The 20,372-nt window shown below is 64.5% G+C and carries 22 protein-coding genes and 2 pseudogenes; 14 read left to right on the top strand and 10 right to left on the bottom strand.

Annotation, left to right across the window (positions count from 1 at the left end):
• Positions 1 to 20 precede the first annotated feature (20 nt).
• Positions 21 to 824 (bottom strand): enoyl-CoA hydratase, encoded by an 804-nt coding sequence (locus tag MPSD_RS21995; protein WP_086085767.1) that lies wholly within the window; start codon positions 822 to 824, stop codon positions 21 to 23.
• 153 nt (positions 825 to 977) lie between these two features.
• Between MPSD_RS21995 and MPSD_RS21990 the strand changes: the two genes are divergently transcribed.
• Positions 978 to 2,075, top strand: coding sequence for a CaiB/BaiF CoA transferase family protein (locus MPSD_RS21990; protein WP_086085766.1), 1,098 nt, complete (start codon positions 978 to 980; stop codon positions 2,073 to 2,075).
• A gap of 57 nt (positions 2,076 to 2,132) precedes the next feature.
• Positions 2,133 to 2,894, top strand: a complete 762-nt coding sequence (locus tag MPSD_RS21985) for a 3-hydroxyacyl-CoA dehydrogenase (protein WP_020726303.1) — start codon at positions 2,133 to 2,135, stop codon at positions 2,892 to 2,894.
• A gap of 136 nt (positions 2,895 to 3,030) precedes the next feature.
• Here MPSD_RS21985 and MPSD_RS30305 read toward each other — a convergent pair whose 3' ends face one another.
• Positions 3,031 to 3,162, bottom strand: coding sequence for a hypothetical protein (locus tag MPSD_RS30305; RefSeq protein ID WP_020726302.1), 132 nt, complete (start codon positions 3,160 to 3,162; stop codon positions 3,031 to 3,033).
• A 381-nt stretch (positions 3,163 to 3,543) separates the two neighbouring features.
• Between MPSD_RS30305 and MPSD_RS21970 the strand changes: the two genes are divergently transcribed.
• The 3 genes from MPSD_RS21970 to MPSD_RS21960 are packed head-to-tail and all read left to right on the top strand — an operon-like array spanning position 3,544 to position 7,221.
• The gene (locus tag MPSD_RS21970) at positions 3,544 to 5,886 is read left to right on the top strand and encodes an MMPL family transporter (RefSeq protein WP_086085765.1); all 2,343 of its coding nucleotides are present in this window, start codon (positions 3,544 to 3,546) and stop codon (positions 5,884 to 5,886) included.
• Positions 5,887 to 5,893: 7 nt separating this feature from the next.
• Complete coding sequence (locus MPSD_RS21965) at positions 5,894 to 6,586, top strand: TetR/AcrR family transcriptional regulator (RefSeq protein WP_020726301.1); 693 nt, start codon at positions 5,894 to 5,896, stop codon at positions 6,584 to 6,586.
• Positions 6,583 to 7,221 carry a class I SAM-dependent methyltransferase gene (locus MPSD_RS21960; RefSeq protein ID WP_011739227.1) on the top strand — a complete coding sequence of 213 codons (639 nt, stop codon included), beginning with the start codon at positions 6,583 to 6,585 and terminating at the stop codon, positions 7,219 to 7,221. Before MPSD_RS21965 ends, MPSD_RS21960 begins: the two co-directional genes overlap by 4 nt.
• 107 nt (positions 7,222 to 7,328) lie before the next feature.
• On the opposite strand, the gene MPSD_RS21955 is transcribed toward MPSD_RS21960, so the two are convergent.
• A complete protein-coding gene (locus MPSD_RS21955; protein ID WP_020786286.1) occupies positions 7,329 to 8,045 on the bottom strand; it encodes an NAD-dependent deacylase in 717 nt (238 codons plus the stop codon).
• Between the two features lie 58 nt (positions 8,046 to 8,103).
• Between MPSD_RS21955 and MPSD_RS21950 the strand changes: the two genes are divergently transcribed.
• Positions 8,104 to 8,469: an Rv1152 family transcriptional regulator gene (locus MPSD_RS21950; protein WP_012395866.1), complete on the top strand. Its 366-nt coding sequence runs from the start codon at positions 8,104 to 8,106 to the stop codon at positions 8,467 to 8,469.
• 9 nt (positions 8,470 to 8,478) lie between these two features.
• Here the strand turns inward: MPSD_RS21950 and MPSD_RS21945 are convergent.
• Positions 8,479 to 9,316: pseudogene (locus MPSD_RS21945) on the bottom strand (class I SAM-dependent methyltransferase).
• A 14-nt stretch (positions 9,317 to 9,330) separates the two neighbouring features.
• The gene (locus MPSD_RS21940; RefSeq protein WP_020786289.1) at positions 9,331 to 9,846 is read right to left on the bottom strand and encodes a DUF1697 domain-containing protein; all 516 of its coding nucleotides are present in this window, start codon (positions 9,844 to 9,846) and stop codon (positions 9,331 to 9,333) included.
• 56 nt (positions 9,847 to 9,902) lie between these two features.
• On the opposite strand from MPSD_RS21940, the gene MPSD_RS21935 reads away from it, so the two are divergent.
• The 3 genes and pseudogenes from MPSD_RS21935 to MPSD_RS30595 all read left to right on the top strand — a co-directional run.
• The gene (locus tag MPSD_RS21935) at positions 9,903 to 10,346 is read left to right on the top strand and encodes a PPOX class F420-dependent oxidoreductase (protein WP_015356848.1); all 444 of its coding nucleotides are present in this window, start codon (positions 9,903 to 9,905) and stop codon (positions 10,344 to 10,346) included.
• A 22-nt stretch (positions 10,347 to 10,368) separates the two neighbouring features.
• On the top strand, positions 10,369 to 10,557 hold the full coding sequence (locus tag MPSD_RS21930) for a DUF5302 domain-containing protein (RefSeq protein ID WP_011739232.1): 189 nt from the start codon (positions 10,369 to 10,371) through the stop codon (positions 10,555 to 10,557).
• 273 nt (positions 10,558 to 10,830) lie between these two features.
• A pseudogene (locus MPSD_RS30595) lies at positions 10,831 to 11,099 on the top strand (alpha/beta hydrolase); the annotation flags it as partial.
• A gap of 521 nt (positions 11,100 to 11,620) precedes the next feature.
• Here MPSD_RS30595 and MPSD_RS21915 read toward each other — a convergent pair.
• Entirely contained in the window at positions 11,621 to 12,106 is a 486-nt protein-coding gene (locus MPSD_RS21915; protein ID WP_232022627.1) for a DUF2510 domain-containing protein, read from the bottom strand.
• 340 nt (positions 12,107 to 12,446) lie between these two features.
• Here MPSD_RS21915 and MPSD_RS21905 point away from each other — a divergent pair, with 340 nt between their 5' ends.
• A complete protein-coding gene (locus MPSD_RS21905) occupies positions 12,447 to 13,649 on the top strand; it encodes an ISAs1-like element IS2404/ISMul1 family transposase (protein ID WP_420811960.1) in 1,203 nt (400 codons plus the stop codon).
• 114 nt (positions 13,650 to 13,763) lie between these two features.
• Here MPSD_RS21905 and MPSD_RS27895 read toward each other — a convergent pair whose 3' ends face one another.
• A complete protein-coding gene (locus MPSD_RS27895; protein ID WP_131807384.1) occupies positions 13,764 to 14,885 on the bottom strand; it encodes a hypothetical protein in 1,122 nt (373 codons plus the stop codon).
• A gap of 260 nt (positions 14,886 to 15,145) precedes the next feature.
• Between MPSD_RS27895 and MPSD_RS21895 the strand changes: the two genes are divergently transcribed.
• Together MPSD_RS21895 and MPSD_RS21890 are read left to right on the top strand one after the other, a co-directional pair.
• Complete coding sequence (locus tag MPSD_RS21895; protein WP_020786293.1) at positions 15,146 to 15,721, top strand: HhH-GPD-type base excision DNA repair protein; 576 nt, start codon at positions 15,146 to 15,148, stop codon at positions 15,719 to 15,721.
• 24 nt (positions 15,722 to 15,745) lie between these two features.
• A complete protein-coding gene (locus tag MPSD_RS21890) occupies positions 15,746 to 15,892 on the top strand; it encodes a hypothetical protein (protein WP_020786294.1) in 147 nt (48 codons plus the stop codon).
• 31 nt (positions 15,893 to 15,923) lie between these two features.
• Here MPSD_RS21890 and MPSD_RS21885 read toward each other — a convergent pair whose 3' ends face one another.
• Both MPSD_RS21885 and MPSD_RS21880 read right to left on the bottom strand, forming a co-directional pair.
• The gene (locus tag MPSD_RS21885; protein ID WP_372509754.1) at positions 15,924 to 17,225 is read right to left on the bottom strand and encodes an Rv1157c family protein; all 1,302 of its coding nucleotides are present in this window, start codon (positions 17,223 to 17,225) and stop codon (positions 15,924 to 15,926) included.
• A complete protein-coding gene (locus tag MPSD_RS21880) occupies positions 17,185 to 17,799 on the bottom strand; it encodes a hypothetical protein (RefSeq protein WP_020786296.1) in 615 nt (204 codons plus the stop codon). The genes MPSD_RS21885 and MPSD_RS21880 overlap by 41 nt, the downstream gene beginning before the upstream one ends.
• A gap of 141 nt (positions 17,800 to 17,940) precedes the next feature.
• On the opposite strand from MPSD_RS21880, the gene MPSD_RS21875 reads away from it, so the two are divergent.
• Complete coding sequence (locus MPSD_RS21875; RefSeq protein WP_020786297.1) at positions 17,941 to 19,209, top strand: mannosyltransferase; 1,269 nt, start codon at positions 17,941 to 17,943, stop codon at positions 19,207 to 19,209.
• Between the two features lie 25 nt (positions 19,210 to 19,234).
• Here MPSD_RS21875 and MPSD_RS21870 read toward each other — a convergent pair whose 3' ends face one another.
• Positions 19,235 to 19,519, bottom strand: a complete 285-nt coding sequence (locus tag MPSD_RS21870; protein WP_020786298.1) for a 4a-hydroxytetrahydrobiopterin dehydratase — start codon at positions 19,517 to 19,519, stop codon at positions 19,235 to 19,237.
• 253 nt (positions 19,520 to 19,772) lie between these two features.
• On the opposite strand from MPSD_RS21870, the gene MPSD_RS21865 reads away from it, so the two are divergent.
• Entirely contained in the window at positions 19,773 to 20,186 is a 414-nt protein-coding gene (locus tag MPSD_RS21865) for a (deoxy)nucleoside triphosphate pyrophosphohydrolase (RefSeq protein ID WP_106407442.1), read from the top strand.
• The last annotated feature ends 186 nt before the right edge of the window (positions 20,187 to 20,372 follow it).

Here is a 20,372-nt window from a genome sequence, read left to right as displayed (position 1 = left end):
TGCCGATTCAGCTCAACGGATCAGGAGTCGGTGAAGGTTGGGGTGCGGCGCTGCTGGAATGCGCGGGCGCCCTCGGCGAAGTCGGGTGATCGCAGCAGCGCCGACTGGCCCTGGAATTCGCGATCGAGGGCGCGATCCAACTCGGTGAGTGTGGCCGCGTTGATGGAGTCCTTGGTCTTGGCAAACGCCACCGCCGGGCCGGACAGCAATCTCGAGATCACCGCATCCACTTCGTTTTGGAAGTCCGCGACGGGATAGACCGCGCTGACCAGGCCGTAGGACAGCGCCTCGGTGGCCGGCAACCGCTCGGGCAGCAGGGCCATCCGCATCGCCCGAATCCGGCCGATCGCAGCGGCGATCAATGCCGAGGCTCCGCCGTCGGGCATCAATCCGATCTTGGTGAACGCGAGCAGAAAATAGGCGCTCTCGGAGGCCAGCACCAGATCGCACGCCAGGGCTAGTGAGACACCGACCCCGGCGGCGGGTCCGTGGACCACGGCGACAACCGGATGCGGCAACGCCGTGATTGCCCGCACCGCCCGGTTGATCTCGGTGAGGCTGGAAGTGCTGGTCTTGCGGCCCGTATCCTGGGCGCTCATCCTGGCCCCGGAGCTGAACCCGCGACCCGTTCCACCCAGGCGCACCACTCGCACTCGCGAATCGGTAGCCGCGGCCTCCATCGCGTCAGCGATCCCGGCCATCACCTCAGGTGTCAACGAATTCAGGCTTTCGGGACGGTCGATCGTCACCGACAGCACCCCGCCGCGCAGCTTGACCTCGAGGCCGGCGACTGGCGCCAGGGTTTCGATCCTGGTATCCGGCATGGGGCTCACCCTAGGTCACCGGGGGCGTGGCCGAGACGGCGTTGGTGGGCGAGGTGGGCCGGACGGGGTGGATTTCCGCGGCCTGCGAAGATGCCATTTGTCGGGTGTTCGGCCCGGGCGAGATCGTCAGAGTGGACGAAAGGTCGGTACATCATGTCGGGACCGCTGAACGGATTGCGGGTCGTTGAACTGGCTGGGATCGGACCGGGCCCACACGCCGCGATGATTCTCGGGGATCTCGGCGCCGACGTGGTGCGCATCGACCGTCCATCGTCCTCTGCCGGGGGGCGCGGGGGCGGCGTGAAGGACGCCATGCTGCTCAACCGACGGATCGTGACCGCCGACCTGAAGTCCGACCAGGGGCGCGAACTTGTCTTGAAGCTCGTCGCCAAGGCCGATGTCTTGATCGAGGGCTACCGGCCCGGGGTCACCGAGCGGCTGGGCCTCGGCCCGCAAGACTGCGCCAAGGTGAATGACCGGCTGATCTATGCCCGGATGACGGGTTGGGGTCAAGCCGGTCCGCGCAGCCAGCACGCCGGTCACGACATCAACTACATCTCGCTCAACGGCATCCTGCACGCGATCGGCCGGGTCGGCGAGCGGCCGGTGCCACCGCTGAACCTGGTCGGCGACTTCGGGGGCGGTTCGATGTTCTTGCTGGTCGGCATCTTGGCGGCACTGTGGGAGCGGCACAACTCGGGCAAGGGCCAGGTGATCGACGCCGCGATGGTCGATGGGTCCAGCGTGCTGGTGCAGATGATGTGGGTGATGCGGGGGATCGGCATATGGAGCGACGTGCGGGGCACCAACATGCTCGACGGCGGCGCGCCCTACTACGACACCTATGAATGCGCCGACGGCGGCTATGGCGCCGTCGGCGCCATCGAGCCGCAGTTCTACGCGGCGATGCTGGCCGGGCTGGGTTTGGATGCGGTGAACCTGCCCCCGCAAAACGACGTCGCCCGCTGGCCGGAACTGCGGGCGGTGCTGACCGAGGCGTTCGGCAGGTACGACCGCGATCATTGGGCCAAGGTGTTCGCCGATTCGGACGCCTGCGTGACCCCGGTGCTGTCGTTCGGCGAGGTGCACACCGAACCGCATATCGCCGAGCGGAACACCTTCTACGAAGGCGATGACGGCGGGCCGCAGCCGATGCCGGCGCCGCGGTTCTCACGCACCGTGCCGAGCCGGCCGCGCCCACCGGCCGCACCGCTGACGGACGTCGAAGCCGTCTTGAGCGACTGGGCATAGTCCCAACCAACCAGTAGGTTGGTTGATTTTGAGCGGAGAAATCGAGGAAGGATTCGCATGGAGATCAGGGACGCCGTTGCCGTCGTCACCGGGGGCGCGTCGGGGCTGGGCCTGGCGACCACCAAGCGGCTGCTGGACGCCGGGGCTCAGGTTGTGGTGCTCGACATCCGGGGTGAAGACGTGGTTGCTGATTTGGGCGACCGGGCACGGTTCGCGGCGGCGGATGTGACCGACGAGGCCGCCGTCGCCAGTGCGCTGGATCTGGCCGAAACGATGGGCACGCTGCGCATCGTCGTCAATTGCGCCGGGACCGGTAACGCGATACGCGTGCTGAGCCGCGACGGCGTCTTCCCGTTGGCGGCGTTCCGCAAGATTGTGGACATCAACCTGGTCGGGAGTTTTAACGTGCTGCGGCTGGCCGCCGAGCGAATCGCCAAAACCGAACCCGTCGGCCCCAATGCGGAAGAGCGCGGCGTCATCATCAACACCGCCTCGGTGGCTGCATTCGATGGCCAGATCGGCCAGGCTGCGTATTCGGCGTCCAAGGGCGGCGTGGTTGGTATGACCCTGCCGATCGCCCGCGATCTGGCCAGTCATCGCATCCGGGTGATGACCATCGCGCCCGGACTGTTCGATACCCCGCTGCTGGCGTCTTTGCCCGAGGAGGCCAGGGCGTCGCTGGGTAAGCAGGTGCCGCACCCGTCCCGGCTGGGAAACCCCGACGAATACGGGGCGCTGGCTGTGCACATCATTGAAAACCCGATGCTCAACGGGGAGGTCATTCGTTTGGATGGCGCGATCCGGATGGCGCCGCGCTAAGGGCCGTTAATAACGATGAAAGCCCCCCGCACAGGCGGGGGGCTTTCATCAATAGACGCGAATTGGCTATCGACGGAACCAACGGCTGACGGCTGGTTCGGCAATTAGTAACCGTGCAAGCATGCCCATGGTGTGCTCAGCTCGCCGTAGGGAGGGGGTGCCACTCTTCAACCTGCTCCGAGGTCTCGCCCTCCACCAGCATGTCGCCGTGGTAGAGAGCCTCGAAGTCGGCCTTAATGACATCGGCACTCGAGTCGTCGATCCACATGACACTGAGCGTAGAAGTCGCCATTAAGGAATCATTGAGTCACGATTCGGAAAATCGTGGCAATTCTTACCGGTGGGTAGGGTGCCGATGCCGAAGTGCTCGCCAGCCGCTTTGGGCAGGCCCGACGGTATGCCGTAACTCGGGGGCCTGGCCAGCGGTCGAGAAACATCGGGAAGCAAATGTGTCGCTACCGGTGGCGTCGCCGGGCGTATCGCGGTTTGTCCGCATCTCGGTTTGTCCGCGGCGCGGTGAACCGTCGGGGCGTCGGGCCTCGTGACTACGGCAGGTGTTGTTTGACGCCCTTAAGTTATCGCTGATAAGCTACCGCGGATATGGTGCAGCCGCCCGGGACGGCTGCACTCGCGGTGGAGGGGACGCACGATGTTGCAGGGGATCGCTCGACTTGCCATAGCAGCGCCGCGTCGAATCATCGGGGTGGCGCTGCTGGTTTTTATCGCAGCAGCGGTCTTCGGCATCCCAGTCGCCAACAGTCTGTCTCCCGGCGGTTTCCAAGATCCCAACGCCGAGTCGGCTCGCGCCATCAAGGTGCTCGCCGACAAGTTCGGCCAGAGCGGTCAGCAAATGCTGATTCTGGTGACCGCTCCCGGCGGCGTCGGCACGGAGCGGGCGCGCGCGGTGGGCACCGACATTGTCGCCGAGTTGAACCACTCCCCACTGGTATTCAACGTGTCCTCGCCCTGGACGGGGCCGTCGGCTGATCCCAAGAGTGCTCCCGACTTGGTGAGCAAGGACGGCAAGTCCGGGCTGATTGTGGTCAACATCAAAGGCGGCGAAAGCAACGCGCAGAAAAATGCGCAGACCCTCGCCGACGAGATCGTTCACGATCGCGACGGCGTCACCGTCCGCGCCGGTGGTTCGGCGATGGAGTACGCGCAGATCAACAAGCAGAATCAGGACGACCTGCTGGTCATGGAGTTGATCGCGATTCCGCTCAGCTTCCTGGTGCTGGTCTGGGTATTCGGCGGGCTGCTGGCGGCCGCGTTGCCGATGGCGCTGGGTGCGCTGGCCGTCGTCGGTTCGATGTCGGTCTTGAGGCTGGTGACGTTCACGACGGACGTCTCGATCTTTGCCCTCAACCTCAGCACGGCGCTGGGGTTGGCGTTGGCCATCGACTACACGCTGCTGATCATCAGTCGCTATCGTGACGAGCTCGCCGAGGGCAGCTCACGCGAGGAAGCTCTGGTCCGGACCATGGCGACTTCCGGCCGCACGGTGTTGTTCTCGGCGGTCACCGTCGCGCTGTCGATGTCGGCGACCGTGGCTTTTCCCATGTACTTCTTGAAATCGTTCGCCTACGCCGGCGTGGCCACGGTGGCCTTTGTCACGACGGCGTCGATCGTGGTGACACCGGCCGCGATCGTGTTGCTGGGGCCGCGGCTGGATGCCTTGAATGTGCGCCGGCTGGCGCGCCGGATGTTGGGCCGTCCGGAACCCCAGCACAAGCCGGTAGATCAACTGTTCTGGTATCGGTCGACCAAATTCGTGATGCGCCGGGCGCTTCCGGTCGGCTTGGCTGTTGTTGCGGTGCTGGTGATATTGGGACTTCCGTTCTTCTCGGTGAAGTGGGGCTTCCCGGATGATCGGGTGCTGCCTGCCACGGCGTCCTCGCATCAGGTCGGTGACGAGTTGCGCACCAACTTCGCACACGATCTCGCGATGGCCGTTCCGGTGGTCGTGCCTGACGTGCACGGTCTGGTCCCAGCCGACCTGGACGGCTACGCCGCCGACCTGTCGCGAGTGCCCGACGTGGCATCTGTGACCGCCCCCAGCGGGACGTTCGTCAACGGAAGTCGGGTGGGGCCGCCGGCGGGTGCTACCGGATTTTCCGATGGCAGTGCCTTTCTGACCGTGGACAGCACCGCGCCGCTGTTTTCCCACGCCTCAGACATCCAGCTCAAACGGTTGCACCAGGTGACCGGCCCGGCCGGCCGGACCGTCGAGATGGCCGGTGTGGCGCAGGTCAACCGGGACAGCGTGGACGCGGTGACCGAACGACTGCCGCTGGTGCCGGGTCTGATGGCCGCCATCACCTTTGTCCTGTTATTCTTGCTCACCGGCAGTGTCGTGCTGCCCGCCAAGGCGCTGATCTGCAACGTGCTCTCGCTGACCGCGGCGTTCGGTGCGCTGGTCTGGATCTTCCAAGACGGTCATCTGGGGGCACTGGGCACGACCCCGAGCGGGACCCTGGTGGCCAACATGCCCGTGTTGTTGTTCTGCATCGCGTTCGGGCTGTCCATGGACTACGAGGTGTTCCTGGTCGCGCGAATTCGGGAGTACTGGCTGGCTTCGGGGGCCGCACGTCCGGCGACCCCGAGCCCGGCCCAAGCCCACGCCGCCAACGACGAGAGTGTGGCGCTTGGATTGGCACGCACCGGGCGGGTGATCACCGCGGCCGCGTTGGTCATGTCGATGTCGTTCGCCGCGCTGATCGCCGCGCACGTGTCCTTCATGCGAATGTTCGGCTTGGGACTGACGCTCGCCGTGGCTGCCGACGCGACGCTGGTCCGGATGGTTCTGGTGCCCGCGTTCATGCATGTGATGGGCAGGTGGAATTGGTGGGCTCCCAAACCCCTGGTGTGGCTGCACCAGCGATTCGGTATCAGCGAGACCGGCGCGGTTGGGGGTGCTGACGCCGCCGCCACCGAGGCGGCGGACCGCCGCGACCGGCCGACCATCCCGGCGGCGCTGAGTGGTCGTGGATAGCGTGTCGATGGGACGCTTGCGACGTGCACGTGCGCCGCGTGGATCAGGTGACTTGCTGCGCCACGAGATCCTGGATGCGGCCACCGAGTTATTGCTGCAGACGCGCCAGGCCAGGGCCGTGTCCATCCGGTCTGTAGCCGAGCGGGTCGGGGTCACACCGCCGTCCATTTACCTGCATTTTCAAGACAAAGATGCGCTGTTGGATGCGGTGTGCGCCCGCTATCTGGCACGACTCGATGAGGAAATGGAGCGGGCGGCGATGGGCCACACCTGCGTGGTGGAGGTGCTGCGAGCCCAGGGCCTGGCCTATGTGCGGTTCGCTCTGCAGACCCCGGAGTTGTATCGGTTGGCCACCATGGGTGAGTGGCGCTCGGGCAGCAACGTGGATAGCGCCCTGGACAGCTCGGCTTTCCGGCATATGTGCGCCTCGGTGCAGGCGATGATGGACGAAGGCATCTACCGCGCCGACGACCCCACCACCATCGCGCTGGAATTGTGGACGGCCGCGCACGGGGTGGCGGCCCTGTTGATTGCCAAGCCACACCTGCCGTTCGGCGATGTCGCGGCCTTTGCCGACCGCGTGCTGGGCGCAGTCCTGTGTGGCCACATGGTGGCGGGTCTAGTCGGCCCGCAGGCCACGTCTCGCGACCTCATGGATTGGGTCGTGCAGCATCGCCCGTCGGAGGAGTCACGCGTATGACATCGCTCGCCAAGAACATAGATCACCCATTTTTCGCCCGGATTTGGCCGTTCATCGTCGCGCACGAGGCCGAGCCGGTGCGTGCGTTACGCCGAGAGAATCTGGCCGGCCTATCTGGGCGGGTCCTCGAGATCGGCGCCGGTATGGGGACAAACTTTGCGTTCTACCCGCAGACGGTGACCGAGGTGGTTGCCGTGGAGCCGGAGCCCCACCTAGCGCTTAGGGCCCGCGCGGCCGGCGAAGATGCGCCTATTCCGGTTACCGTGACCGCTGATACGGCCGAGCAGTTCAGCGATCAGGACCCGTTTGACGCGGTGGTTTGCTCGCTGGTGCTGTGCTCGGTCACCGACCAGCTCGGGGTGTTGCAGCACCTGCGTTCGCTGCTGCGCCCGGGCGGGGAGTTGCGCTACCTCGAACACATTGCCAGTGCCGGCGCCCGTGGGCGGCTGCAGCAATTTGTCGACGCGACCTTCTGGCCCCGGATTGCCGGAAACTGCCACACGCATCGTGACACCGAGCGGGTGATCAAGGCTGCCGGATTCGACGTGGAGAGCACGCGACGGGAGTGGACATTGCCGACGTGGGCGCCGGTCCCGGTGGCCGAGTTGGTGTTGGGCCGGGCCCGCCGTCCCTGATCGGGTGCCGTGACTGCGCCTTGCCATGTGTGAGGGCGCACTGGCTCAACAGGCCGATTCAGCGGCTATGGCGTGAATTTGTGAACCGACCGCGCTGCGGGTGTAGCTCAATCGCGCAGCAGCGCGGGCAGCCGCTCCAGCAGTCCGGGCAACGCTTGACTCGCCGACTCGCGTACACAAAGCGTCGCGCTTCGCGACAGCGGCGTGGGCTCTGGGTTGACCTCGATCACGATCTTGCCGCGCGCCAAAGCCAACTCCGGTAGACCGGCCGCGGGGTAGACGATCGCAGACGTGCCCACCACCACCATCACATCGGCAGCCTCGGTTGCCTCGACGGCGCAGTGCCGCGGCCCCTCCGGCAGCGGCTCGCCGAACCACACGATGTCGGGGCGGATCAGTCCGCCGCAGCCGCAGACCGGCGGTTCGACTTCCAGTGCGGGCTCAGGCATCTGGGGCAACGAGTCCGTGTAAGGCTTATTGCAACGGGCGCAACGGAATTCAAAAAGACTGCCGTGCAGGTGGTGTACCGGTGTGCTGCCGGCGCGTTCATGCAGATCGTCGACATTTTGCGTGACAACACTGACTTCGGCGTGATCTTGCCACTCGGCGATCGCTTGGTGGCCGGGGTTGGGTGCGACGTCGGCCACCAGATAATGCCGCCACAGATACCAGCCCCACACCCGCTCGGGGTTGCGTTCCCAGCCCTGTGTGCTGGACAGCTCGTACGGGTCGAAGCGGGCCCACAACCCGTTCTTGTCGTCACGGAACGTCGGTACTCCGCTTTCCGCGGAGATGCCCGCGCCGCTGAGCACCGTCACTCGCATCCCACAAAGATAGCCGTGCTTGACCGGATACTGGGCAATACTGGGTGATACTGTGATTGTGGAGCTTCGGGATTGGCTACGGGTCGACGTGAAGGCGGGCAAACCGCTATTCGATCAACTCAGAACCCAGGTTATCGACGGTGTGCGAGCGGGCGCGCTGCCGCCCGGCACCCGCCTCCCGACGGTGCGCGATCTGGCCGGGCAGCTTGGTGTTGCCGCCAACACGGTGGCCCGCGCGTATCGAGAGCTCGAGTCGGCCGCAATTGTCGAAACACGGGGCCGCTTCGGCACCTTCATCTCTCGGTTCGACCCGACCGACGCGGCGATGGCGGCCGCGGCCAAGGAATACGTGGAAGTGGCCCGCGCGCTGGGGCTGACCAAGTCCGATGCGATTCGCTACCTCACCGCCGTGCCCGACGACTAACGGCGTTCGCTAGCCGAACTCCAGCAGAGTCAGGCACGGGCGCAACGAGTCCAGGGCCGGCAACCGGTAGACCGTCGACAGCGCGGCGTTGAACATCAGGCCGCGCCCAGCAGGCAGCTGCACGTCCCGGACCGCCCGAATGCCTGCAATCGTGTTCACCAGGTCCGCGGCTTGAGCCACGGACAGGCTGAACGGCATTGGCGGGATCTTGTAGCGGATCGAGGTCCGCATGCCCAGGCGGGTGAACAAGGAGAACCAGCGCGGCGGCAGATCAAAGAGCAACTGAGCGCCGGGAAATCTGCTTGGCGCACTGGGCGATCAGATCCAGCGCCTGATCCGGCTCCAGATACATCAGCAGTCCCTCGGCGGTGATGAACACCCCACCGGAGGTGTCGACGGAGTCCATCCAGCCGTAGTCCAACGCGGACTGCGCGCACACCGATACCCGTGGTGAATTGGGTAGCAACCGCTTTCGGATGTCGATGATCGGCGGCGAATCGACTGTCAGCCAACGGAATTTCTTGCCGGGAAGGGCTGAATCCAAACGCCAGAAACTGGTCTGCAGGCCCTCGGCCAGCGCCACCACGGTGGCCGAGGGGTGCTTATTCAGGTAGGCCAGCGCTCGAGTATCGAAGGCCAGGGCCCGCAGTGCGATGTCTTGGCGGGTAGGGCCGAATTTCGCGAAGTCAAAGTCGATGGAGTCGACCAGCCTGACTGCCATCGGATCCTCGATGATCGGGTCACGGCGGCGCGCCTCTGCGGCCCTGGCGTTGAGCGTCAGCAGGGCGGTCTCCGAGACGCCGGTGAGGGCGACCTTTTGTTGGGCGAATTCGTCGGCAGGGGTCATTGGAGCAAACCTACCTACCGCAAGACCTTGTCCAGCGTGCGCAGGTTGCGGGTGATGGTCGAGGCCTTGTAGCGCTTCTTGCCCATGGTGCGGCCGATGGTGCTGTCCAGCGTGGCGCCCTTGGGCACCTGCCAGTAGATGACGCCATCGCCGCGGTGGATCTTCTCATTGGCGCCGGCGGTCAGCGCGGCCAGTTCATCAAGCACCGAGTCGTCGGACACGAACGTCACGTAGGACTGCAACCCGTCGACTTCTCGTTCGAACGGATACGCCTCGTTGATGGTGCGTACCGTCTCGATGTCGTAGACAAGCACCCAGGCGTCGTAGCCGAACTTGTTGCGCAGCGTGCTCTCCGCGCTCTGCCGCACCGTCGTGGCATCACCGGGTGCCTCCAGTAGCACATTGCCGCTGGCCAGGATGGTGCGCACATTCGTAAATCCGGCATCGGTCAGGGCGGCGGTCACCTCGGCCATTTTCAGGTTGACGCCCCCGACGTTGACGCCGCGCAGGAAGGCCGCGAATTGGGTCATGATTCGATTGCACCAGGCCGTTAGGGAACCGCGCACGGCAACGTAGGCTTTCGGGCATGGGACGCCAGGTCTTCGACGACAAGCTGTTGGCTGTAATCAGCGGTAACTCCATCGGAGTGCTGGCCACCATCAAACATGACGGACGTCCGCAGCTGTCCAACGTGCAGTACTACTTCGACGCCCGCAAGTTGGTGGTGCAGGTATCGATCACCGAGCCGCGGGCCAAGACCCGTAACCTGCGTCGCGACCCACGTGCCTCGATCCTGGTGGACGCCGATGACGGGCGGTCCTACGCGGTCGCGGAAGGCACCGCAGGGCTGACGCCTCCCGCCGCGGCACCCGATGACGAAACCGTTGAGGCGCTAATTGCCTTGTACCGCAACATCGCTGGGGAGCATCCGGATTGGGACGAGTACCGCGAAGCGATGGTCACCGATCGACGGGTGCTGCTGACGCTACCCATCTCGCACGTATATGGCCTGCCCCCAGGTAAGCGGTAACCGGCCGGGATAAGCTGCCGGTATGGCTGCATCGAAGTCCCCGGAAAGCTCCGCCCCGGACGACGACAACAAGCGCAAGTTCCGGGAAGCCCTCGAACGCAAGATGGCGAAGTCCTCGGGGGCGACCGACCACAAAGACGGCGGTGGCAAGAAGCCGCGGGTGCATGGGCCCGTGGAGAACCGCCGGGAATTTCGGCGCAAGAGCGGATAGCCGCAGCCCCGGCAAACTGGCACCAAATGCCGGACTTGGGCGCCTCGCCGCGACCCAGTCGTAGACTGGCCGGGTGCCGAAGCTATAGCTTGTCCAAGATCCGGCCGCCGACGCGCTGTTGGAATCGAATCCATTCGAGTTGCTCGTGGGGATGCTGCTCGACCAGCAGTAGACCTTGACAACTGCGCTACGCATTCTGCTCAGCACCTGTGACCAGGACACGCGTAGCGTCAAACGCACACGACGTGTTCGTCTATGTCAAGGGTTGCTGGTATTCCACACGATCAGGCGCGAGCAGCATTCGACAGCTTCGTCCAGTTATGGACCACCGGCACAACGGCGGGCCGTCGTGCGCCCTTACTTCGACGCCCCGACGAGGTTGGTCTGGACTGTGAGGACGTCTTCTTTCCGTCTGTGGACGGCGTTCCGCGGGAGGGTTAGTTCATGCCTGCCGACTCAGACCGGCTGATCATCCACAACCACTTCGTGCCGGGTACCGCTACGGTTACCCGGGCCATCGTCCCGAGTTCGGCGGCTTGGGCGCTTCGACGCGGAGAGCCCATACGCTGCGCCTGCGACATTCGTAGGCTGATACGTGGAAGCAGTTACAGGAGGCGGCCGGGCTTCGAAAGATCGGTCAGCGAACGCCGACCGCATCGACCAACGCGATACTCGGCGTTGGATTCTGCGGGGCTTCTCTTGCTCAACAGATCACCCGACGCAAGCAGAAGGAGTCGACAACTGGCACTGCCCCAACGCACCACACGACTACATGGTGGCTTCGAACCGCCTTCTTCGCGGTGGCCAACGGGCTAACCCGATGCTGCACGCAGCGGGTGTCTCCGTTGGGGATTGGATGATCCGGAACATGGCCGAACGGGCGGTCAGATGACCACATCCAAATGAACCGCCTCCGGCACCTTGCCAAAATCAGTCCAGGTAACCGCTTGCGGGAAGGTGGTAGCGCTTCCGCCTTGGCTGGCCGACAGGATGATCGCCGATGGCCGCGCCAAAGCAGCTATGATCCGGATCGTTCATCTAGACGATTGGGCGGAGACAGAAGTCATAAACCCCGGTCTGGTTGTTGTCGAGAAGTTCGACCTGAACAGCGTGTGGTGAGACGCTGACCAAGAGTGGCCAGCAAGTAAGGACCCTGGCGGTCGAATATGTGCGTCAGTTCTTCGCGCTTCTTGGCGATCTCGTTCTCTATATAGAGGGCATTCGCGAGAGAAACTGCCAAGACCAGGGCAGCCACGACACGGACCCATGTTGCAGCGCGCAAGAAGAATGCAACAGCCGTGCCTGCTGCCACGACACCGACCCCGGTCCAGACTGGACCCGAACCGGACATGAGGTTGACTGACTGCATCGACATCACGAGCCCAACGAGGACAAGCACACAGACGCCGATCGCAACCGCAGTTTTCTTGTGCTTATCGGCAGCTCCTGAAGCGGGCGGCCCGCTCCATGCGGTGCCGTCCCAGTAGATCTGTTTCTCAGGGTTCGATGGGTCGGGATACCAACCCGGCGCGGGTAGGGGCGCGGTCATTTCTGCTCCTTCTCCCGAAGGTCCCAGCAACCTACAGTTCGAGGTCGAACGACATTGCCGAGGTGGCATGACAAGTCGTTAGACCCAGCTACGAGTGTGGGCGTTCACCCGCTTACAGGGCAACTGGTTCGCAAATATCGACCATCCCAGTTTCAGGGTTTGCTACCGACTTGGAGCCAACGCGCTCTTCTTCCTCCCAGGGCTCCGGCGTTGTTGATTAGCAGGCTTGTGAGCTGGGTTGATGATCTTTGGTGCCGCGCTATTGGGGCCGGAGTGTAGGCACGGGCTATCTGGAGAACGATCGAGTTGGTTACTGTTCGTCGTTGGTCTGGAGTTGCCCGTGCCTACCGTTTCAGTATTGCCTGTGTCGTCGGTTCCAGAGGTGTTCGACTGCTGGAGTCCTGGTGAGCGCAGCGAGCTCATCGGATCGGAGTTTCTCGATGTGTTGGCCTCGGTGCCAGACCCGAGGGGCCCACGCGGTCGGAGGTATTCGCTGATGGCTTTGTTGGCGATCGCGGTTCTGGCCACTGCCGCGGGGATGCGCGGCTATGCTGGTTTTGCCACATGGGCGGCCACCGCTCCCGATGATGTGTTGGCCCAATTAGGGGTCCGGTTCCGGCGGCCCAGTGAGAAGACCTTCCGCGCTGTTTTGTCTCGGCTAGACCCCGCCGACCTCAACGCCAGGATGGGCAGTTACTTCACTGCACACGTGGCCAGCAGCGACCCCAGTGGATTGGTGCCGATCGCGTTGGACGGCAAGATGCTGCGTGGTGCTTTACGCGCCAAAGCGACAGCCACGCATCTCGTGTCGGTGTTCGCCCACCGTGCCCGATTGGTGCTCGGTCAACTCGCTGTCGCCGAGAAAAGCAATGAAATTCCCTGCGTACGTGCCCTGCTCACGCTGCTGCCGGGTAGCTTGCGGTGGCTGGTCACCGTGGATGCGATGCATACCCAGGTCGTCACCGCGAAGTTGATCTGCGCCACCTTGAAGTCGCACTACCTGATGATCGTCAAGTCCAACCAAGCCAAAATACTTGCGCGTATCACCGCGCTGCCCTGGGCCGAGGTGCCCACAGCCGCTACCGACGACTCCCGCGGCCACGGCCGTGTCGAGACCCGCACCCCGCAAATCATCACCGCTGCACGAGGAATCGGCTTCCCCTACGCAAAACAAATCATCCGGATCACTCGTGAACGCTTGATCACCGCCACCGACCAGCGCAGCGTGGAGGTGGTCTATGCCATCTGCAGCCTGCCGTTCGAGCACGCCCGCCCTACCGCGATCATGACCTGGATGCGTCAACACTGGGGAATCGAGAACAGCCTGCACTGGATACGCGACGTCACCTTCGACGAAGACCGTCAAAGGGCACATACCGGAAACGGCGCACAGGTCCTAGCAACGCTACGCAACACCGCGATCAATCTGCACCGCCTCAACGGCGCCGACAACATCGCCGAAGCCTGCCGGATCACCGCTTTGACCGCCAACCGCCGCCTAGACCTCCTCAATCCACAATCCCCCAGCTCACAAGCCTGCTAATCAACAACGCCGGAGCCCTGTTCTTCCTCCCTGCAAACATTTCGCGCCGAGCTCTTGTCAAAGCTGGGGCGTGAGACTCGCCAGATTGGCCGTATAGTGAAAAAGGTTGCGGTTTCACCTAGTCTCTCTGCGGACGACCTCTTTAAATAGCTCAAGTAGCTCAGGTGGAATTCCAGAGACGTTACCCGTTTTCGACTCATCGGCAAAGACGGGCGGCCCGAACACTGTTCGACCCGCAAAGAGTACCAAGTCTTTGCGTCCTTCAGGGGTGGGTATCTTCTCGGCGAACGCTCCAACGGAAATTATCTGCACGAAGGACACTTTTGCCCAACGGCTGAGAAGTCGATAGTGGGTAGATATTCGGGCGGCGTATGCGGCGATTCCTATCAATGGGAGTGTCAATGCGAATCGAAATAGCGTGTCTTGCCATTGAGCTGAAACTGGAGAGGCAATGATGAACATCCCCGATCCGATCGTCGCAAACAAGCAGCCAATTGCAAGTAAAGTCAACCGGGTTGCGGACTTTCCGTCCTTATCGGCCAGTCCCTTGAAGTGAGCACTCAGCGTGGCTGCCCCACCAAGTCCGGCCGCTTCTTCGGCCAGTTTGCTTGCCCGTATTGCCACTGCGGCTGCCTCGTTCGCAATCTCAACGGCGGTCCCGGCGGCTAGGGCCTGTGAAAAATCGTTGGCCGCTATCTGCAATTCGTCCGACCAGGCGCGCATAGCTTGGCTGAGTTTCGGGTCCATATTTGGATCGAAGGTATTCATTGAGACCCTGCCGCGCATGCGACTCGTCCACGCAATTAGGAAATTTATCAGATCTTTCTTTGTTGGACATTTATCCGCATCTGATGCGCAATTCAAAAAGTATTCCAAATGCGCTCGAAATTCTCTTATCGAGGCATCGTCAATCCGCATCACGAGGTAGTTTATTTGCTCTTGTTTCGCCGGCCCAGAAACATGTTTCACTGGGCTCTCAAATAGCAGGCGTAAGAGCGCGCTTGCGAGATTTCGAATCGCGAGGCTCGTTGTAAGATCGAAAATCGAAACGAGTTTTGTCGTCAATGGATCTTTGTCTTGTTCACGACTTGGATCGCGTAATGTGTCAAATAGATCCAGGAATTTTTTCAGCGCCTCGTAGGAACTTAACCGATCCTTAGCCGTCTCTTCCGGGACTATTCCATAGCCGTAAGCCCAATGTGGTGTTGGCTCATCCTGGGTCGCCGAGGTCGACATCATTTCACGATAGGGACCGTGCTAAGTCCGATGTGAGCGACGCGCCGTGCGCAATCAGCTCGTCGGCTGGATCGGTTGATGGGTGTGGTGAAGGAACTTGCCCACTACCGTTTGGCGATGATCGACATCTCGTCCCTGGCCATCTTTCCGGCCGGTTCGTCTAGCAGGGCATGCTGCACTCGGAAGTAGCAACCGTCTTTGGCGCCACTCGTCGCTGTCCAGGGTGTCCTCCGATCTAGGGGTTGTCCTACAGTCGACGTGTGAACCTCTGCCTAGCGCAGGACCCCGAGGCCGATGAACTCTTATCCAACAACCCGTTCGCACTGCTGGTCGGGATGTTGCTCGACCAGCAGGTTCCGATGGAAACGGCCTTTGCCGGCCCCAAGAAGATCGCCGATCGGATGGGTGGTCTGGATGCCGGCGACATCGCCGACTACGACCCGGACAAGTTCGCCGCATTGTGTTCGGAAAAGCCTGCAATACATCGCTTTCCGGGATCGATGGCCAAACGCGTCCAGACGCTGGCCCAGATCGTGGTGGACCGCTACGGCGGGGATGCGGCCGCGATATGGACCGCCGGTGAGCCCGATGGCAAAGAATTGCTGGGCAGGCTCAAGGGGCTACCCGGGTTCGGTGAACAAAAGGCGCGGATCTTTCTGGCGTTACTGGGCAAGCAGTACGGCGTGACGCCCGAGGGCTGGCAGGCGGCGGCCGGTGACTACGGCCAGCCCGGCACCCACATGTCGGTGGCCGACGTTGTCGACGCCCGTTCGCTTGGTCAGGTGCGATCGCACAAGAAACAGATGAAGGCAGCGGCCAAGGCGGCAAAGCAGTAGGTAGTAGGAGGGAAGGGCGACAACGTGAAGACACACATAACGTGTCCGCGCGGCGAAGCCATCGTCGGAAAGGACGAGGACGAGTTGGTCGAGCTCACGCAGGCCCACCTCGCCAGCGTTCACCCGGGTCTCGAATACGACCGAGACGCGATCCTGTTCATGGCGTACTGAGGCTCGCGTCTCGGCCGGCTCAACGGTGGTGCTAGGGCACCACCGTTGAGCCGATGGTGGGCATGAACTGGCATTGCCGTTCTTTGGTGGTGACCTGCCCGAAGATCGTCGACATGATGCTGCCCGAACCGGTGTCGGCAATCCCGGTCAACGTTGTGGGCCCCTCCGGATTGATGTCGGAGCGCGGCTTGAGCGTCACGCTTCCGGATTTGCCGGAGCTCAGGTTCACCCAGGTGACGTTCAACGGCAGCCGCTGCACCTCGGCGGGGCCGGGGGTGCCGACCGCGGTGAACACATAGGCGGTCTGGCCGGGCCCGGGGCCGGGCGTCGGGATGGTGGCCGGGCCCGCAACCGAGAGGGCGGTGGCGATGATGTTGCTACCGTCCGCCAGGCAGTTCGTGCCGATCGAGGGGTACATGAAGTCCTGCGTGGGCGGGGCGTCAGGGCCAAAGCCCGGTGCCGCGGCCGGTGCCGGCGCGGGTGCCGGTGCGGGTGCGGCCGCTTCGGGTGCGGGAGCGGCGGCGGGGGCAGGAGCCGGAACGGGCGCAGGTGCGGCCACGGGTGCGGCCACGGGTGCGGCCGGCGGTGCGGCGGGGGCAGGTGCCGGCGCTGGTGCGGCCGCGGCCGGTGCTGGTGCGGGTGCCGCGGGTGCTGGTCCCGGTGCCGCCGCGGGTGCTGGCGCGGTGCCAGGCGCCGACGCGGGAGCTGCGGCCGCGGGTGCCGGCGCGGACGCGGGCGGTGCGCCGGCCGGCGCCGCTACCGGTGCTGGACCCGCTGCATGCGCGGGATCGATACCCGCGGGCAGATGTGCGAGTGTCCCAGGCTCGGCGCCCGGGGCCGGCACATGCGGCACCGGGGCACTGGCCGGCGGGGCGACCTCAACCGGGGCGGCGGCCGGAGCCGGCACGCCTAGCGGAGGTGATCCGGGGGCCGGGTTCACCGGCTCCTGGACGAACTGGTTGACCGACGACGCGACGTTGCGGGATTCGGTCGGGGCCGCCGGGTTGTGCGCAAATGCCTGCGCAGCTGCCATCAGCAACTGCGTCGCCTGCTCGGGATTGCCGGCCGCTTGCTGGATTATCGGACTAAGTTGAGCCAACGCCGGCAGACCCGGTAGCTGTGGGTTGGGGTTGGGCTGCGGCGCCGCCGGGTCGGCTGCCGCGCCCGGGCAAAGCCCGAGCGCGGCAGCCGAGGTGACGACGACGGCGGCCAAACCTTTGGACAGACTCCAAGTGCTTGCCACGTAATTTCTCCCGGTCCTAGATGATGGTTTTAGCCGTCGGACGAGACGCTCAGGGCAGGGCCGCGAGCAACGTCTGGGGCTGGTTTGCAGGTGCGGCCGGCGCAGCGCCGGGGGCCGGGAGTCCCGGAATGGCGCCCCCGGTCAGCCCCGGCAGAGCGGCCTGAGCCAGACCGGGAATTGCCGACGCCAACCCCGGAAGTGCGGCCGCTGGTGCCGCCGGAGCGGCGGGTGCCGGTGCGGTGAGCCCCGGGATCGGGGCGTTCACCCCGGGGATGGACGGCGTTACCGCCGTCGCGGGGGACGGCGCAACCGGCGCGGCCGGCGCGGTAATCCCCGGAATCGGGGTGTTCACGCCGGGAATCGCCGGGGCGGTCGCCGGGGCGGCCGGGGCCAGCCCGGGCAGCACCGAGCCGAGGCCGGGTGCTGCGGGCACCGGCTGCGGAGCCTGCGGGGCGCCGAGCAACGGCGTGGTGCCCAGGGCCGTCGCCAGGTTCTGCAGGATTTGGGGCGCATTAGCGGCCGAGCTGATCAGCTGCTGCGGGATGTTGGGAGCAGGAGCCGGCGCCGGCGCCGGGTCTGCATGGGCGATTCCGCCCGTCAGTAGTGCAGCGGACGAACCGACCAAGACGGCGGCGGCGCGTACGTACGTCCAGATGGTTGGCATGACTCTCCCTGGTTATTAGTGACAGGTCCCGGGTGATGGTTGGTAGTGACAGGTCCCGGTTGCCGAAGCTATCGCGGTACGGATGTGACTCAAGTGACACGTGTGGCATTTATTTGATCGTTATGGATACGAGCGATAGCGGTGACCGGTCACCTGGGCAATTGGGTCGGCACTAGAGTCGGTCGCATCGACACGACCTCGGCCGCCCCGGCGGCAAGCACCACTCGGCACAAGGCGGTATCGCCGAAGGTCTGGGGGCGCCGTGGCGCGCCGTTGCTGCTGGTGTTCAGCGTCGCCGCGCGACTCGCCTGGACCTACCTGACGTCCAACGGAGCGAACTTTGTCGACCTGCATGTCTATGTCGGCGGAGCGGCGGCCCTTGGCCATCCCGGCAGCCTGTACAGCTACGTTTACGCAGATCAGACGCCTGACTTTCCGCTGCCCTTCACGTATCCGCCGTTTGCGGCGGTCGTCTTCTACCCGCTGCATCTGCTGCCTTTCGGGCTGGTCGCATTCCTGTGGCAGCTCGCTACCATCACCGCGTTGTACGGCGCGGTCCGGATCAGCCAGCGTCTGATCGGCGTGCCGGCCGAGCGCGGTCACCGCGCCGCGATGGTGTGGACGGCGGTCGCCATCTGGATTGAGCCGCTGCGCAGCACCTTCGACTACGGGCAGATCAACGTCCTGCTGATGCTTGCGGCGCTGTGGGCGGTTTACACCACGCGATGGTGGTTATCGGGCCTGTTGGTTGGCGTAGCGGCGGGCATCAAACTGACGCCGGCGATCACCGCCGTCTATCTGGCCGGCGTCCGGCGCTGGCGTGCCGCGGTGTGTTCGGCGATCGTGTTCCTTGTGTCCGTCGGTGTGTCGTTGCTGATCGTGGGTGGTCAGGCTCGCTACTACTTCACCGATTTGCTGGGAGACGCGCACCGGGTCGGGCCCATTGCGACGTCGTTCAACCAGTCCTGGCGCGGCGCAATCTCGCGAATCCTCGGCCATGACGCGGGCTTTGGCCCGCTGGTGTTGGCCGCCATCGCTGTCACGGCGGTGCTGGCGGTCCTGGCCTGGCGAGCGCTCGAGCCCGCCGATCACCTGGGCAAGCTACTGGTAATCGAACTTTTTGGTTTGCTGCTCTCGCCGATCTCGTGGACCCACCATTGGGTGTGGTTGGTGCCGTTGATGATCTGGCTTCTCAGCGGCCCGCTGCGCGATCGGCTCGGCGCGCGGATCCTGGGTTGGGGTTGGTTGGCGCTCACCGTCATCGGCGTGCCGTGGTTGCTGAGTTTCGCCCAGCCGACCATCTGGCAGATCGGCCGACCCTGGTACCTGGCGTGGGCCGGACTGGTCTATGTGGTGGCAACGCTGGCGACCCTCGGCTGGATTGCGACGACGCGTCAGCGGGCGCGCTAGTCCCGGTCGCGTGGCGAGGCGCTGGTCAGTCGCCGACGATGCCGTTGATGTCGCGGGCCATGTCGATGTCGTTTTGCGTGATGCCGCCCGCCGAGTGCGTAACGAGTGCGAAAGTAACTGTCCGCCAACGGATATCGATGTCCGGGTGATGGTCCTTGCTTTCCGCGTGCTCGGCCACCCGGCGCACGGCATCGATCGCATCGAGAAAAGTTGCAAACTTGATGGATCGGCGCAGCGCTCCATCGGCCCGTTGCCAGCCGTTGAGGCCGGGCAGTTCGGCGTCTACTTGCTCATCAGTTAACACAGCCATGTGGCCAACGGTACGCCGTGGGTTCATGGGTGCTGCCTAGCCCATCCGGGTTCTGCGGCATCGGGATCGGTGTGTCAGTTCGTCGTTGCGCGCCATCATGTTTGGCTTGCCCAAGCCGGCTTGGCGCGCAGTCAAGGCTGCGGTGGCGCAGGGCTGGGGGGTGTTGGGGCAACATGGCTTCGGTCGGATCGCAGTCCGCCGGATCTGGGAAGTGGCGCTGCCGGGTCGACTCGGCGAGATACCGTCACTGGCGATGCCGAATCAGATCGTCGTTGCCGGAGCCATCATCTGCGGCGCCACCGTATTGGTGGCGCAGCGGGTCCGGCCGCCGGAGCTGGCCGGTCGATGGGAGCTTCCTGGCGGAAAGGTTGCTGGCGGCGAGACCGAGCCTGCCGCGCTGGCTCGCGAGCTGGTCGAAGAACTCGGACTCGGCGTCGACGATGTCGCGGTCGGCGAGCGGTTGGGGGCCGACGTTGTGCTGGATGAAAAGACCGTATTGCGGGCATACCGGGTGCGTTTGCTGCGCGGGCACCCATGCGCGCGCGACCACCGTGCGTTGCGCTGGGTGACGGCCGATCAACTAGACGATGTCGACTGGGTACCGGCCGATCGGTGCTGGCTTGCCGACCTGGACCGGGCGCTGCGGCCAGCCCCGCCGACGGGTTAATCGGCCGCCTGCCACGCCCTGATCGGGATGGTGTTGCTCACGCTGTGACCCGTAGCCGGTCGGTGCCCGATGTGGCCGCGCGAAGTGGTTCGGTGTCGCTACCGCGCGGGTGGTAGGCCCTTTTTGGCCGATTCCCGGGGCTCACCGGGGGCGACACGCCGAGCGCGACAGCCCGAACCGGGGGCT

It is taken from the genome of Mycobacterium pseudoshottsii JCM 15466 (assembly GCF_003584745.1).
Classification (GTDB): Bacteria; Actinomycetota; Actinomycetes; order Mycobacteriales; family Mycobacteriaceae; genus Mycobacterium; species Mycobacterium marinum.
This window is presented reverse-complemented; position numbering and strand designations above follow the sequence as displayed.

What these genes read in the sequence shown, in the direction of transcription:
- MPSD_RS21985 (WP_020726303.1), top strand. Translation starts at nt 2,133, where the DNA reads ATGGAGATCAGGGACGCCGTTGCCGTCGTCACCGGGGGCGCGTCGGGG.
- MPSD_RS21880 (WP_020786296.1), bottom strand. Translation starts at nt 17,799, where the DNA reads ATGCCAACCATCTGGACGTACGTACGCGCCGCCGCCGTCTTGGTCGGT.
- MPSD_RS21865 (WP_106407442.1), top strand. Translation starts at nt 19,773, where the DNA reads ATGCCGAATCAGATCGTCGTTGCCGGAGCCATCATCTGCGGCGCCACC.
- MPSD_RS21935 (WP_015356848.1), top strand. Translation starts at nt 9,903, where the DNA reads ATGGGACGCCAGGTCTTCGACGACAAGCTGTTGGCTGTAATCAGCGGT.
- MPSD_RS21870 (WP_020786298.1), bottom strand. Translation starts at nt 19,519, where the DNA reads ATGGCTGTGTTAACTGATGAGCAAGTAGACGCCGAACTGCCCGGCCTC.
- MPSD_RS21995 (WP_086085767.1), bottom strand. Translation starts at nt 824, where the DNA reads ATGCCGGATACCAGGATCGAAACCCTGGCGCCAGTCGCCGGCCTCGAG.
- MPSD_RS21930 (WP_011739232.1), top strand. Translation starts at nt 10,369, where the DNA reads ATGGCTGCATCGAAGTCCCCGGAAAGCTCCGCCCCGGACGACGACAAC.
- MPSD_RS21990 (WP_086085766.1), top strand. Translation starts at nt 978, where the DNA reads ATGTCGGGACCGCTGAACGGATTGCGGGTCGTTGAACTGGCTGGGATC.
- MPSD_RS21960 (WP_011739227.1), top strand. Translation starts at nt 6,583, where the DNA reads ATGACATCGCTCGCCAAGAACATAGATCACCCATTTTTCGCCCGGATT.
- MPSD_RS27895 (WP_131807384.1), bottom strand. Translation starts at nt 14,885, where the DNA reads ATGTCGACCTCGGCGACCCAGGATGAGCCAACACCACATTGGGCTTAC.
- MPSD_RS30305 (WP_020726302.1), bottom strand. Translation starts at nt 3,162, where the DNA reads ATGTGGATCGACGACTCGAGTGCCGATGTCATTAAGGCCGACTTCGAG.
- MPSD_RS21915 (WP_232022627.1), bottom strand. Translation starts at nt 12,106, where the DNA reads ATGACCGCGCCCCTACCCGCGCCGGGTTGGTATCCCGACCCATCGAAC.
- MPSD_RS21965 (WP_020726301.1), top strand. Translation starts at nt 5,894, where the DNA reads ATGGGACGCTTGCGACGTGCACGTGCGCCGCGTGGATCAGGTGACTTG.
- MPSD_RS21940 (WP_020786289.1), bottom strand. Translation starts at nt 9,846, where the DNA reads ATGACCCAATTCGCGGCCTTCCTGCGCGGCGTCAACGTCGGGGGCGTC.
- MPSD_RS21955 (WP_020786286.1), bottom strand. Translation starts at nt 8,045, where the DNA reads ATGCGAGTGACGGTGCTCAGCGGCGCGGGCATCTCCGCGGAAAGCGGA.
- MPSD_RS21970 (WP_086085765.1), top strand. Translation starts at nt 3,544, where the DNA reads ATGTTGCAGGGGATCGCTCGACTTGCCATAGCAGCGCCGCGTCGAATC.